We start from the raw sequence: 13,756 nt of genomic DNA on the forward strand, positions 1-13,756 counted from the left end.
TCATGATCAAAGGAATTGGCATCGATATTGTCGAAGTAACCCGTATAGAGCAGGCAATAAGCCGGCGTAAAAGATTCGCTGAGCGTGTATTTACTGAATCCGAGAGGCAATATTGTCTAAGTAAACGCCGCCCCCATTTGCACTTTGCAGTTCGGTTTGCAGCAAAAGAGGCCGCAGTTAAGGCGCTAGGTACTGGGATGAGGGGCTTCAAATGGACTGATTTTGAGATCCGTCGGGATAAATGGGGCAGACCTTATCTTTGTTTGAGTGGGAACGCCGCGACAGTGGCAAGAGAGAAAGGCATCTGTGATATATTTATCAGTCTGTCCTTTAGCCGCGAATCGGCGATAGCCCAAGCGATAGCCATAGGAACGGAGTAGATTCTTTGCGGGTAGCTACAAGCGCTGAGATGCTTAAAATAGAAGAGCAGGCAGAATCATTGTTCGGCTTAAGTGTTAGCTTGCTTATGGAAAGAGCCGGACAAGCTGTGGCTGAGGAAGCCCAGAGAATGTTGCCTGAGCCAGGAAAAGTGCTAATTGTATGCGGTAAAGGCAACAATGGCGGCGATGGTTTTGTCGCCTCAAGACATTTAAGTCGGTCAGGATATGAAGTTTCCGTATTTTCTCTTGCCAAACGGGATGATTTCCCTCCAGCGGCAAGAGATGCGTTCGACAAAATTCCCCCAGAAGTAAGGCTGATTACTGAGCCCGACCTTGCTCTCCTTGATAAAGAGCTAGTAGATTGCGAGCTTGTTATAGATGCTATCTTCGGATTTAGTTTAAAAGGTGCGGTCAGGGGAATAGCTTCTGAAGTCATCGAACATATAAACGCTTCAAACAAGACAGTTCTTTCGGTTGATATGCCATCTGGGCTTGAGGCAGATACTGGAAGAGTTCTTGGTGCTGGTATTGTAGCTAACGTTACGGTAACGTTTACCGCTCCCAAAGTTGGCATGTTTCTTCAACCGGGGGCTCAGTATGTAGGCGAAATCATAGTTGCTGATATCGGCATACCTGAAAGCTTGGTAAATGAATATAGTAGTTTTAGGCAGCTCGATAGAGAAGATGTCTATGAGCTTTTTCCGGCAAGAGAGATAAGCGCGCATAAGAAATCAGTCGGGCAGGTTTTGGTAATCGCTGGATCGCAAGGCATGCCGGGCGCGGCTGCTCTTATCGGGCGGGCGGCATATAAAATGGGTGCAGGGTTGGTTGCATTTGCGCCGCCTCAGAGTATTACCCCCATTCTTAACGGTGCCTTGATTGAGGCAATTGCATGGCCGCAGGCTGAGAGCGCTACCGGCGTCTTATCCATTAGCGCGTATGAATCGCTATTAGCTGTTTCAAACAATTATGATGTGGTGGCGATAGGGCCAGGTTTGGCGCTGGCTGATGAATCGATAGAACTGATACACAAACTTGTTTCTAATATAGAAAAACCTATGGTTGTAGATGCATCCGCTCTTACGGCCATAGCTAAAAATACTAATGTTTTAAAAAATCGGCGGGCGGAAACAGTAATAACGCCGCATCCGGGTGAGATGGCTCGCCTCTTTGGAGTATCAACTGCACAGATATTGGATGATACGGTCGGCTTTGCAAAAAGAGCATCTGATGAGTTTGGGGCAGTTACTGTTCTTAAAGGCTCAAGGACAATAATCAGTAAATCGACTGAATCAACAATCAATACTACGGGCAATCCCGGCCTAGCTACTGCCGGTACCGGTGATGTGCTTACCGGATTTATTGCTGCCCTTATCGGCCAGGGACTCGATGGATATAATGCAGCCTCTGTTGCGGTATACTTACATGGGCTTGCGGCAGATATTGCAGCTGAGGATATCAGTGAATATTGCCTGATGGCGTCAGATGTTATCGATTATTTGCCTGAGGCCATAGGATGGGTACTGGGCTAGCGTGGATCTGGCGCTTTGAAACATTAGTACTTTAAGAGTAATTCGAGGTGCGAGAAATAAATGGCTGAATATAAAATGCGTGCGAAAGAAATAATGACAAAAAATCCTATTACTTTTACGCCAGATATGCCGGTGAAAGAGGCGGCAAAGATTCTGGCCGAAAAAGATATCGGCGGGGCACCGGTTCTTGATGAAGATGGCCGTTTAATTGGTATAGTATCCGAGAGCGATTTGATAATACAGGATGTTCGGCTTCGTTTCCCGACGTATATTGAGATATTTGACGGCTACCTCTACTCACCTATAAGTTTCAGTCGCTTTGAGGAAGAGTTCAGAAAAGCGGTAGGGGCTAAGGTTGGGGATGTAATGACAGTTGATGTTGTTACAGTCGATGAAGACGTAACCATAGAGGATGTCGCTACGTTAATGACCGAAAAGGATATAAGCCGCATACCGGTTATGTCCGCTGATAGGGTAGTTGGAATAATAACGAAAGGCGACATAGTAAGGGCAATCAGCAAGAGCTAAGAGCTAAGAGCTAAGAGCTAAGAGCTTTCAGTTATCAGCTATCGGGTCTTTTTAAAGCCGATAACTGAAAACTACCAGCCGATTATTAATCTGAAAGGCTTTTGTTGGCAGATGAGCATTTTGAAAGATACTGCAACTATGCGGCCCCTTTGGGCTGAGATAGATCTCTCTGCGATTAAGCATAATGTTAAACAGGCGAGAAAAACCATCGGCGATAAAGTGATGATAATGGCCGTGGTTAAAGCTAACGCTTATGGACACGGCGCGATCCCCGTTGCGAAAGCTGCTGTTGAAGCCGGCGCGACCTGGCTTGGTATAGCCTTGCCCGAAGAGGGTATCCAGCTAAGGAGATCCGGCATAAGTCAATCCATCCTCATATTATCCGAACCGTCCATTGATACAATTCCGCTGGTGCTTGAGCATAATCTAACCTCGACGGTTTTTTCCTTAAGGTTTGCAGAAGCAATTTCGTCAGAAGCCTTGCTCCGCAGGCAAACCGCAAAGGTTCATGTCAAAGTCGATACCGGGATGAACCGCGTGGGCTTGACTCCAGAGCGTGCAGTATCTTTTATTCGAAAGGTAAGAGAGCTACCAAATATAGAAATTGAGGGAATTTTCACCCATTTTGCCGAAGCGGACAATCCAAAAAGCGCATACACCGATCATCAATTAAGAAGGTTTCAAACTCTTCTTGAAGAATTAAATAATGATGGGATATGCCCGCCAATAAAGCATGCGGCAAATAGTGCTGCGGTATACTTACATCCAGGATCGTACTTTGATATGGTAAGGATAGGTATATCGATGTACGGGCTACATCCATCCGAAGCGACCAAAGGTTATGTTGATCTAAAACCCGCCCTTTCCCTAAAGGCACGCTTGTCTTTTGTAAAAGAACTGGCTTGCGGTGAGAGCATCAGCTATAACCGGACATATACGGCAGCACGAGATACCAGAATTGGAACGGTACCGGCCGGATATGGTGATGGGTACTCAAGACTTCTTTCCAACAAGGCTGAGGTTTTAATTAGGGGGCGTAGATATCCAGCTGTTGGGAATATATGCATGGACCAGTTTATGGTTGATTTAGGACCTGACTCGTGCGCTGAGGCGGATGATGAGGTAGTTCTGGTTGGCCGACAAGGTAACGAAGAAATAAGTGTTGATGAACTTGCCTCAATTCTTGGCACAATCAATTATGAAATCGTGTGCATGATAAGCGCGCGTGTTCCACGGGTATACAAGGAGTAGCAAATGCCTGCAATGCGGGTTGTTATAGTAGCAATAGCAGCAATTCTTCTTGGATCACTTTTTATTTTAGGCTGCAGTGCTAGCGGCGATAGTCCTGCTGAAAAAAATAATGTTCGAGAATCTGCAAGCAAGGGGGAGAGTATTTTAGTTGGGAATACTAAAACCGAAAAGCTAATCGGTAACTTAAAAATCACAGCCTCGATTCCATCTGCGCAGATCAAGCCTGGAGAAATATTGCGATTAAGTCTCTCCGTTAGGAATATAGGCTCTGAGCTTCAGAAACTTTCGTTTAACTCAAGTCAAAAGTTCGATGTAAGAATCGAAGATTCATCGGGTGGTCGGGTTTGGCAATGGTCTGATGGAAGGATGTTCGCTCAGCTACTTGAATCTATTACCCTTGAGCCCGGCAAAAGCGTATCTTTTACTGTTCAGTGGCCGTTAACAGATACAGGAGGCAAAGCGGTCGCCCCGGGCAACTACAATATTTATGCCAAAATTATGGCAAACCGTCTAAGAAGCGAAGAAGTAAAGCTAAAGGTATCAATTCAATAGGATTCAACTGAGTGTGATTCAGTTGATTAGGTAAAAGATAGGAGGTGGTTTACAGGAAGCTATAAGGATAAAAACCGAATAATAGTTTTGATTTAACACCAATCTAGCCGCTAAAGATGTGTGGGGCGCAGGTGTGCGCACCTTGAAGGAGGTAGAATGCATGAGTACAAAGATTTGCTCAAGATGCATGGCAGTGTATGACGGACATAAATGGTTCTACGACGAAGGACAGCACACAAGGCTCATGCGGACAAGGAATATTGAATTATCGCTCTGTCCGGGGCATCAAAGGATTGAGAAAAGAAGGGTAGATGGTGTTGTAACTCTCAAAGGGAATTTCTTGATGAAACATTACGACGAAGCAGTAAACTTGATAAATAACATTGCTAATAGGCAGTTACATCGCAATGTTGCAGCGAGAGTATTTAACATGAAGAAGAACGGTGATGGGATCACCGTAGAAACAACAGATAAATCACTTGCTGAGCGCATAGGAAGGGAGTTTGAAAGGGCTTTTAATGGCAATCTTATAATTCAGTGGTTGCAAGGCGCTGATTTCGTAAGGGTGAATTGGCAGAGAGACTAGGGATTGTCCATTTTAATTATGACCGAGATAAAAAACAGCCCCAAACGGGGCTGTTTTTTAATCTTTGCAAAGATTATGAAGTTGTTTTTAATATTATTTAATCGAGTCCTTTAACTTTCTTATAATAATCGCATTCCATGCAGTTTGCCAGCTTTTGGGCAAAAGTTCCCTGAACTTTACCGCCGCACATAGTGCCGGCTACCCGCCAGCATTCATTGCCATTGTTTGGATAAGCTGGGCAATCACCGGTCTTATCCCTACCACAATTCTTAAACTCCCAGCAATTCATCTATTTCACCCCTTAATAAAATAAAGTCCTAGTAGAGCACTAGCAAATCCTTTACTAATATCGGTATCTCGAATTCTTTTAAGAATTCCCCAATATTGGGGAATTCTCTTGCTAGTTTTAAGTTTTATCGCTCTATGCTATTCTTCATAAAATTGATAGAATTAACTATGATATCCAGTAGTTTTAGGGTTTTGGTGATTTAATGCCTCTTTACGAGTTTAAATGCGCAAGCTGTGAGGATACTTTTGAAAAGCTGGTTCTGGCTTCAGGGAATGGTACGGTAACGTGCCCAAAATGCGGTAGCAATGACGTTAAGAAGCTATTCTCCTCTTTTGGTTTTACTTCTAGTGAAAGAAATAGCCTTGCAAAGGCTACCAGCGCATGCAGTAGTTGTTCTAGTTCAAGCTGCGCTACATGCAGTAAATAAACAATATGGTGATTTGATTATATGACAAGGCTTTTCGACATGATGGAATCATCAAAAGACTGCATGCTTTGCCCCTTAGCAAAGCAAGGGCGCACGCAGGTTGTCTTTGGTGATGGAAATCCAAACGCAGATATTATGTTTATTGGAGAAGGCCCTGGCTTTTATGAGGACAAACAGGGAAAACCCTTTGTTGGAGCTGCAGGGAAGCTCTTAACAGAGCTTCTAGAGTCCATCGGGCTTAAGCGGGAGGATGTCTATATAACCAACGTCGTAAAGTGCAGACCGCCTAAAAATAGAGACCCAAAGCCAGAAGAAATAGAAGTTTGTACAAACCGGTATTTATTTACCCAGATTGAAGAGATTAAGCCCAAAGTAATCGCGACGCTTGGACGTTTCGCTTCAGCGGTTATTCTCGGCCTAAAAGATGTTTCAATGGGGCGGGTCCATGGGCAAAAATTTAAAAGAGAAGGACGTTTCATAGTGCCGATATACCATCCGGCAGCCGCTCTTCATTCCCGCGCAAATCTGGGGCCGTTATCGGAAGATTTTGCGAAGCTGAAAGAGTACCTTGAGGAACCGGAGGTAAGGTTGGAAGCAACCAGCGAACCTGAAGTAGAGCAGATGGGATTATTTTAATGGTCTATGAGCAATGATCGGACGTTATGATTAGCATTGTTTCTCATTCGTCTGAGGAAACGTGGGAGCTGGCAAGAAAGCTGGCTCCTACCTTATCTAAAGGCGATTTGATTAGTTTAACTGGTGATCTTGGGGCCGGCAAAACAGTCTTTACGCAAGGTGTAGCTGCTGGCTTAGGGATTGTTGAGCCGGTTACCAGCCCTACTTTCACTATTATAAAAGAATATGATGAGGGGGTTTTTCCTCTCTATCACTTTGATGTTTACCGCTTATCGTCCCCTGATGAGCTTGAGGAGCTTGGTTTTGATGAGTATTTTTATGGAGACGGTATCACGATAGTTGAGTGGGGCGACAAAATCGAGGAACTCCTACCCGATGTACGGCTGGAGGTGCGGATACTAAGGTTAATCGATGAGTCTTATCGGCGCATAGAGATAAATCCGTACGGCGATGAATGGCGGCAAAAAGTTAAGAATTGGTTATCTGGAGACTAAATGTTAGCACTTGCCTTTGATACATCAAGCCCTGTTTTAACTATCGCCATAGGCGACCAGGAAAAGATAATAAACGATGCTAATATATGGCTTCCAAGAGGCCATATGGCGAAACTTATTCCAGCTATCGATGAGCTATTGAATGTATCAGGATTAGATATTGGTGACATCGAAGTCATTGTAATTGGAAGTGGTCCGGGGTCGTATACAGGTCTTCGTATTGGTATGGTTATGGCCCGTACCTTTGCTCAGATGCTTGATATTCCGATAATTGGCATACCAAGTCTTGATGCAATTGCTAATCACAATAAACATTATGGATCACCGGTGTGCCCAGTTACCGATGCAAAGAGAGGAGAGGTCTATACAGCTCTATATCAATCCGCTAATGGTGCCACAGAACGCATAATGGATTTTAGGGCGGTCAGACCAGACGAGCTAGCCGACGTTTTACTTATCGAGGGCTATGGGAATATTGTCATCACGGGTGATGCACTAAAGTTATATTCTGATGTTTTTGCTAGAGTTTTAGGGGATAGAGCAAAATTTGCTTCTGAGGAAGATTGGTGGCCGAGAGCCTCAGACTTGATTGATTTGGCAAGGCCTCGGGTAGCGGCAGGGGATTTCGATGATTTACGCCAACTTTTGCCGATTTATGTCCGCCTGTCTCAAGCCGAAGAGATGTGGGAAAAACGTCATCGGGGGTGAGTTTTTATGATAACGATGAAACCAGTTATACGCCAGATGACTATGGCCGATATCAATCAGGTCTATGATATAGAGCGTCGCTCTCAGTCTGCTCCGTGGAGCAAGATGACGTTTCAGAGGGAACTTTTAGGCAATCACCACAATATGTGTTTGGTTGCTGAGCTTGGTGAACGGATCGTAGGGTTTATTTGCATGTATTATGTGCTCGATGAAGCACATATTACCAATATTGCGGTCGATTTGCCATTTCAGAACAAAGGCATAGGGACACGCCTTATGCTGGCAGCCATCGAGGTTATGATGGACCGCGGAATCAAACATATAACCCTTGAAGTGCGCAAGTCAAATACCAAAGCCCAGCATCTATACATGAAGTTTGGTTTCAGGATGAAGGGTATTCGTAAAGGCTATTATACAGATAATTATGAGGATGCTTTTATCTTTTGGACCGGTGATATCACCAGTGATTATTACAAGAAGCTCTTTAGCGAAATAAGCAAAGAGCTTGAGAGAAAGTACGCATAAGCAGGTATGTTCATAATTAGTGAACAAGTGTTAATTAATTATGAACACTTGTTAATTAATAATTAACAAGCGATATTTACCCTCTCTTAAAGGGAGGGGAGGGTGAAAACCTTCTGGCTTCTAAACCAGCGTTCTTACCCTCAAATCCATCGACCATAAACTATGACTATGAGTGACGAATTAATCGATTTGCGCAAAGACATTTATATATTGGGCATCGAAACGTCTTGCGACGAGACCGGAGCGGCCGTTGTTAGAAACAGTCGCGATGTGGTCTCAAGTGTAGTTGCAAGCCAGATCGAATTTCACCAGAAATTCGGCGGCGTTGTTCCAGAGATAGCTTCAAGAAAGCATCTTGAGACGATAAATCCGGTTCTTGATGATGTTATGGAAAAGGCGAAACTTAAGTATGAAGATTTGGATGCGGTGGCTGTTACTATTGGTCCGGGGCTTGTAGGAGCACTTCTTATGGGGCTCGGCGCAGCAAAAGTAATATCGTATGTTAAGGGGCTGCCCCTGGTCGGGGTTAATCATATCGAGGCCCACATACATGCTAACTTTATCGACCATCCAGATTTAAAGCCACCTCTTGTAGCTCTTGTTGTGTCGGGTGGGCACACAATGCTCGCCTATATGGAAGATTTCTCGAAATATGAGATTATTGGCCAGACAATCGATGATGCGGTCGGTGAGGCCTATGATAAGGTAGCCGCATTTTTAGGGTTAGGATATCCAGGCGGGCCGATCATAGACAAAATGGCAAAAGAGGGCAACCCTTCGGCCATACAGTTTCCTCGGGCAATGATGCGAACCGGCGATTTTAATTTTAGCTTAAGCGGACTAAAAACCGCTGTTCTTACTTATGTCTCACGCTTGAACCTTGATGCCCAAGAGCTACCACTTTATGACATCGCTGCCAGTTTTCAGGCTGCTGTGGTTGATGTGCTGGTTGCAAAGACAATTCAAGCAGCAAAGGAAAAAAGAGTAGCGTCAGTTGTTTTGGCTGGCGGAGTTGCCGCTAATAGCTATCTTAGAGAGCGTATGATACAGGAGACCCGTAGAGAGGACATCAAGCTATTTTACCCCCACATCTTTTTGTGTACCGACAATGCAGTTATGATTGCGGCGGCTGCCTATCATAGATATATAGCTGGTGATAGAATATCTATTGAGGCCAACCCGATACCGAATCTAAAACTGGGACAGGAAATTCGGGTCTAGACGTGTCAAAATTGCAAAATTGCAAAATTGCAAAATTGCAATTTTGCAAAGCGCCAACGTCTTTTATTTCTTGAATTTGGCATATTGGTATATTGTTATATTGGCACGTCAAGACTTTGACATAGAAAGCGAGGGTTTAACCTCAAACCTTTGATCCATAGGTTGATGCGTTGGATTCTTTAAAGAGCAATATATTAAAAAATTACATCCTCGCTACTGCATCTGGGCTTTTGCTTGCTATTCCGTTTGTATATCCATCAACAGGCGTCTTGGCATGGTTTGCACTTGTTCCTCTGTTTTTTGCGATAAGAGGCGGTGGACTGAAAGATTCCCTGATTTTGGGAGCCGTTTTTGGCGCGGTTTTTTTCTCAACGTCGCTATATTGGATCCAGATTTTTGGTTATATCGCTTGGATATCCCTAAGCCTGGTTCTCTCTGTATGGATGGTCTTATTTGCGTTGGGTGCAAGAGCAGTGATGGAAAAATTTACATCTACAGCTCAGCTAGTTCTTATACCTGCGCTTTGGGCTACGTGTGAGCTCGGGCGGTCTGTGGGGCCGTGGGGGTTTGCCTGGGGCTATATTGGCTCGACCGTAGATAACATATATATACTCAAGATTGCCTCATATTTTGGCGAACTGGGGGTCGGATTTTTAATTGTCCTGGTCAACATTCTCTTATTTTATATTGTAGCCGGTGGCATGGAGGATGAGAAGCGGAGGACCATTGCTGTTGGATTAGTACTTCTTGTTTTATTACTCTTGGTACCGGTTATTGACATGCTAAAAGATGACCCGGTCAAAAAGACTGCCTCCCAAAAAATTAAAGTTGCAATAATTCAGCCCAATATAGCCCAAAACTTGAAAGCTGATCTATCTAACAACGATGAGATTAAGGCCATCTACTTTCGCATGACCAAAAAGGCTGTAAAATCTAAGCCTGACTTGATTGTATGGCCTGAAAGCGTTTTTGCTTCGATGATTAACGGGGAGCAAGAATACCTTTCGAAAATAACCGATTTGACTTCCTCTACAAAAACTGAGCTTATTTTCGGAGGCATTAGTATGGATGCCCAGGGCAAGACTTATAACAATGCCATTTATGTCGATAGGCAAGGGAAATATCGGTCCTACCAAAAAATACACCTCGTGCCATTTGGCGAGTATGTGCCGTTTCGCCCGCTTGTCGAGAGGATAAATAGCTTGGCAAGGTTTGTAGAAGACCGTACGCCTGGAAAGACTTATTGGGTTTTTAACATGGCGAAAGATGGCTATCTACTGGGACGGTTTTCAACAGTCATTTGCTTCGAGTCATCAGATTCCAGGCTTGTTGGCAGGATGGTCCAGAACGGCGCTCGGATGATAGTTGTAATTACAAATGATGGTTGGTTCGGTAAAACTGCGGCTTTAGAGCAGCATTTTCGGATTACACGCATGCGTGCTGCGGAATACGGGGTTCCGGTTATACAGGCGGCAAATACCGGAGTTTCAGGTGTTATCGAAAGTAGCGGCAGAGTTAGTATAAGGACCCATAAAAACAAGCAGGCAATTCTAATACACCAGGTTGATTTCAGCAAAAGGCCAAGTTTTTACTCAAGATTCGGCCATTTAGTAACATGCCTTTCTCCGGCTGTATTGCTGGCAGGTATTTTAGGCAGGTTATTGAATATTAGGCCTGGGCAGGTGTGGTTTTTCCTTTAAGGGCCTGTCTACCAAAATGTTTGCAGTCTTGCGATTTTGGCAAAAAAAATAATCTAGGGTCTTGATTTAGCAGCAAGGCTATTGTAATATTCGTTTAGCACTCTAATATAAAGAGTGCTAAAAACACTGCTAGGAGGGTTGTTTTATGAATCTTAAGCCATTAAATGACCGCGTGATTATCAAACCAGTGGAGGCAGAGGAGACCACGAAAAGCGGGATTGTGATTCCGGACACCGCGAGAAAAGAAAGGCCTCAAGAGGGAGAAGTGGTTGCCGTTGGTCCGGGAAAACGCGGGGAAGACGGGAAGGTTCTTCCAATGTCTGTGAAAGTTGGAGATAAGGTTATTTACTCGAAATACGGAGGCAGTGAGATAAAAATTGATGATCAGGAATATCTCATCATGCGCGAGGATGATATTTTAGCTATTGTTGGCTAATAGATGAGCCGTTGGGCAGTGCTTAAAGTTTATTTTTAAACCTTAAAGGAGGGAAAGCATTAAATGGCAAAACTTATTGAGTATAATGAGGATGCCAGGCGCAAACTCGAAGCGGGCGTAAACAAACTAGCCGATACCGTAAAGGTCACACTTGGCCCCAAAGGTAGAAATGTCGTAATCGACAAAAAATTTGGCGCCCCGACAATTACTCACGATGGCGTAACCGTCGCTAAGGAAATTGAGCTAGAAGACGTTTACGAGAATATGGGCGCACAGCTTGCAAAAGAAATTGCCACTCAGACAAACGACGTTGCAGGCGATGGAACTACCACCGCAACAATTCTAGGTCAGGCTATCGTTCGCGAGGGCATGAAGAACGTGGCCGCAGGCGCAAATCCAATGTTTTTAAAGAGGGGTATCGATAAAACCGTTGCCAAGGCTGTTGAGGAGATCAAGAATCTCTCAAAGAGCATTGACACTAAGGAAGAGATTGCTTCAGTAGCGACTATTTCAGCCGCCGATTCTGACATCGGTAATCTAATTGCAGATGCAATGGATAAGGTGGGTAAAGATGGCGTCATTACTGTTGAGGAATCTCAAACTATCGGAACCCAACTCGAAGTCGTTGAAGGTTTACAGTTCGACAAAGGATATATTTCCGCGTACATGGTCACCGACGCGGAAAGAATGGAAGCGGTCCTCGACGAACCGCTAATTCTAATTGCCAATATGAAGATAGCGGCAATTGCCGATCTTCTACCAGTCCTCGAGAAAGTAATGCAGGCAGGAAAGCCACTACTTATCATTGCCGAAGATGTTGAGGGCGAAGCACTTGCTACCCTCATTGTCAACAAGATTCGCGGTACCTTTACCAGTGTTGCAGTAAAAGCACCTGGGTTTGGCGAGCGCAGGAAAGCAATGCTCCAGGATATCGCGATTGTTACCGGCGGGCAGGTTATTACCGAGGAACTTGGAATTAAGCTCGATAGCGTCACATTAGATATGCTTGGTCGCGCCGACCGCGTGAAGGTAACAAAAGAAAACACTGTTATTGTTGGTGGATCAGGCAAACCAGAGGATATCCAGGCTCGGATTGGCCAGATTAAAGCCGAAATTGAGCAGAGCGACTCTGAGTTTGATCGTGAGAAGTTACAGGAACGTTTGGCTAAGTTAGCAGGCGGTGTGGCTGTCATCCGCGTAGGCGCTGCTACTGAAACCGAAATGAAAGAGAAAAAGCATCGCATTGAGGATGCACTTTCCGCAACTAAAGCTGCCGTTGAGGAAGGTATCGTTCCTGGTGGTGAGGTAACCCTTATAAATATAATTCCGGCTGTAAGCAAGTTTAGCGAGACTCTTGAGGGAGACGAAAAAATTGGGGCTCAGATCATCGAACGTGCGCTAGAAGCGCCGCTTCGCCAGCTTGCGATGAATGCCGGCTATGAGGGCTCGATTGTAGTTGAAAAAGTAAAGTCTATGGAGAACGGCCAGGGTCTAAATGTTGTTACCGGTGAGTATACCGACATGATGAAAGCTGGTGTTATCGACCCGGCGAAGGTCACCCGCTCGGCCTTGCAGAATGCCGCTTCAATAGCAAGCCTTATCCTTACAACTGAGGCTGCGGTTGCCGAGAAGCCGGCTGAAGAAGGTGCTGGCGCCATGGGCGGCATGGGCGGTGGCATGCCCGGAATGATGTAAGACTGGCCATATCATTTAGAATAGCCTGCGAGGAATTTACAGCAAAAAAACGGGGTCGAAAGGCCCCGTTTTTTAGCGATGCATCTACCGTACACTTAGCACTAACTCCTGGAGGCCAAAAGCAAGGATGTAGAGGCCAGAGAAACCTAAATTCTCTATGTCCTTAATTGAAGGCTCTGTTAAAGGATATCCATTCTTTAAGGTGCGGGGTTAAGAGGATATCAAGGGTTCTAGTTCTCACTTCTTAGTGGATCAGGCAGCTGATTGAGTTATAGGGAGCGGAATAAACGCAGGTTGTAGGTATGGCACGGCTGACCATTATATGGTATTATGTTAATTAGGCTACAATCGCCTTTGCAGTCAGATTAGAAGCAGTACTTCCCGTTCAGATTATTTAAAGATCTTCCGCTTAGCCGTAGCACTGGTTATCTCTGATACTGAGCTCACATGCCTTGGCGATTATTCTTTCAACAAGATTTGAAGTATTAATGGCGTTAGGTTTTTAGGAGGCAACCATGCAAAACCTTAAATGTATCTCAATGGATGATCGTCAATGCCCGGATAACTTTGATATTTGTTGCCAGTTTTGCATTCGAAACTACTCACCATGCGTTGGTAAATGTTCCGGATGCTGGGATCAGCTGGCCGATATTGGCTACATGTCCGAAATAGATCAGGCTTTAGCGTCCGAACCCGTCGCTTAATACATGGGGTACATGGGGGACGTTACAGAAAAAAAGAAAAAAAAAACCACTTTTTGATATTTTAAGGAACGTCCCCGGTAAGCCATATTGCC

Annotated in this window: 16 protein-coding genes; 15 read left to right on the top strand and 1 reads right to left on the bottom strand. The window is 44.7% G+C overall.

The annotated features are described in order from the left end of the window. Nucleotides 1-2: 2 nt before the first annotated feature. The 6 genes from acpS (at nt 3) to K6T91_01420 (ending at nt 4,829) form a co-directional block, all read left to right on the top strand. A complete protein-coding gene (gene acpS / locus K6T91_01395) occupies nt 3-380 on the top strand; it encodes a holo-ACP synthase (protein MCL6471459.1) in 378 nt (125 codons plus the stop codon). 5 nt (nt 381-385) lie between these two features. Next, nucleotides 386-1,912, top strand: a complete 1,527-nt coding sequence (locus K6T91_01400; protein ID MCL6471460.1) for an NAD(P)H-hydrate dehydratase — start codon at nt 386-388, stop codon at nt 1,910-1,912. A 75-nt stretch (nt 1,913-1,987) separates the two neighbouring features. Next, nucleotides 1,988-2,440 (top strand): CBS domain-containing protein, encoded by a 453-nt coding sequence (locus tag K6T91_01405; GenBank protein ID MCL6471461.1) that lies wholly within the window; start codon nt 1,988-1,990, stop codon nt 2,438-2,440. A 111-nt stretch (nt 2,441-2,551) separates the two neighbouring features. Beyond that, on the top strand, nt 2,552-3,691 hold the full coding sequence (gene alr, locus K6T91_01410) for an alanine racemase (GenBank protein ID MCL6471462.1): 1,140 nt from the start codon (nt 2,552-2,554) through the stop codon (nt 3,689-3,691). A 3-nt stretch (nt 3,692-3,694) separates the two neighbouring features. Next, a complete protein-coding gene (locus K6T91_01415) occupies nt 3,695-4,243 on the top strand; it encodes a hypothetical protein (GenBank protein ID MCL6471463.1) in 549 nt (182 codons plus the stop codon). 160 nt (nt 4,244-4,403) lie between these two features. Next, on the top strand, nt 4,404-4,829 hold the full coding sequence (locus tag K6T91_01420) for a hypothetical protein (protein MCL6471464.1): 426 nt from the start codon (nt 4,404-4,406) through the stop codon (nt 4,827-4,829). A 97-nt stretch (nt 4,830-4,926) separates the two neighbouring features. Here the strand turns inward: K6T91_01420 and K6T91_01425 are convergent, their stop codons facing one another. After that, nucleotides 4,927-5,118: a hypothetical protein gene (locus tag K6T91_01425; protein ID MCL6471465.1), complete on the bottom strand. Its 192-nt coding sequence runs from the start codon at nt 5,116-5,118 to the stop codon at nt 4,927-4,929. 202 nt (nt 5,119-5,320) lie between these two features. Between K6T91_01425 and K6T91_01430 the strand changes: the two genes are divergently transcribed. From K6T91_01430 to groL, 9 genes are all read left to right on the top strand, one after another. After that, the gene (locus K6T91_01430; GenBank protein ID MCL6471466.1) at nt 5,321-5,545 is read left to right on the top strand and encodes a zinc ribbon domain-containing protein; all 225 of its coding nucleotides are present in this window, start codon (nt 5,321-5,323) and stop codon (nt 5,543-5,545) included. 39 nt (nt 5,546-5,584) lie between these two features. Beyond that, the gene (locus tag K6T91_01435; GenBank protein ID MCL6471467.1) at nt 5,585-6,181 is read left to right on the top strand and encodes a uracil-DNA glycosylase; all 597 of its coding nucleotides are present in this window, start codon (nt 5,585-5,587) and stop codon (nt 6,179-6,181) included. A 26-nt stretch (nt 6,182-6,207) separates the two neighbouring features. Beyond that, nucleotides 6,208-6,675, top strand: coding sequence for a tRNA (adenosine(37)-N6)-threonylcarbamoyltransferase complex ATPase subunit type 1 TsaE (gene tsaE / locus K6T91_01440; protein ID MCL6471468.1), 468 nt, complete (start codon nt 6,208-6,210; stop codon nt 6,673-6,675). Next, nucleotides 6,676-7,383: a tRNA (adenosine(37)-N6)-threonylcarbamoyltransferase complex dimerization subunit type 1 TsaB gene (gene tsaB / locus K6T91_01445; protein ID MCL6471469.1), complete on the top strand. Its 708-nt coding sequence runs from the start codon at nt 6,676-6,678 to the stop codon at nt 7,381-7,383. A 6-nt stretch (nt 7,384-7,389) separates the two neighbouring features. Further along, nucleotides 7,390-7,908, top strand: a complete 519-nt coding sequence (gene rimI / locus K6T91_01450; GenBank protein MCL6471470.1) for a ribosomal protein S18-alanine N-acetyltransferase — start codon at nt 7,390-7,392, stop codon at nt 7,906-7,908. Nucleotides 7,909-8,097: 189 nt separating this feature from the next. Beyond that, the gene (tsaD, locus tag K6T91_01455) at nt 8,098-9,129 is read left to right on the top strand and encodes a tRNA (adenosine(37)-N6)-threonylcarbamoyltransferase complex transferase subunit TsaD (protein MCL6471471.1); all 1,032 of its coding nucleotides are present in this window, start codon (nt 8,098-8,100) and stop codon (nt 9,127-9,129) included. 170 nt (nt 9,130-9,299) lie between these two features. After that, a complete protein-coding gene (gene lnt, locus K6T91_01460; GenBank protein ID MCL6471472.1) occupies nt 9,300-10,829 on the top strand; it encodes an apolipoprotein N-acyltransferase in 1,530 nt (509 codons plus the stop codon). 145 nt (nt 10,830-10,974) lie between these two features. Continuing rightward, nucleotides 10,975-11,265 (top strand): co-chaperone GroES, encoded by a 291-nt coding sequence (groES, locus tag K6T91_01465; protein MCL6471473.1) that lies wholly within the window; start codon nt 10,975-10,977, stop codon nt 11,263-11,265. 63 nt (nt 11,266-11,328) lie between these two features. Next, entirely contained in the window at nt 11,329-12,960 is a 1,632-nt protein-coding gene (groL, locus tag K6T91_01470) for a chaperonin GroEL (GenBank protein MCL6471474.1), read from the top strand. Nucleotides 12,961-13,756 lie beyond the last annotated feature (796 nt).

This window comes from Bacillota bacterium (assembly GCA_023511485.1).
GTDB lineage: Bacteria > Actinomycetota > Aquicultoria > Aquicultorales > Aquicultoraceae > CADDYS01.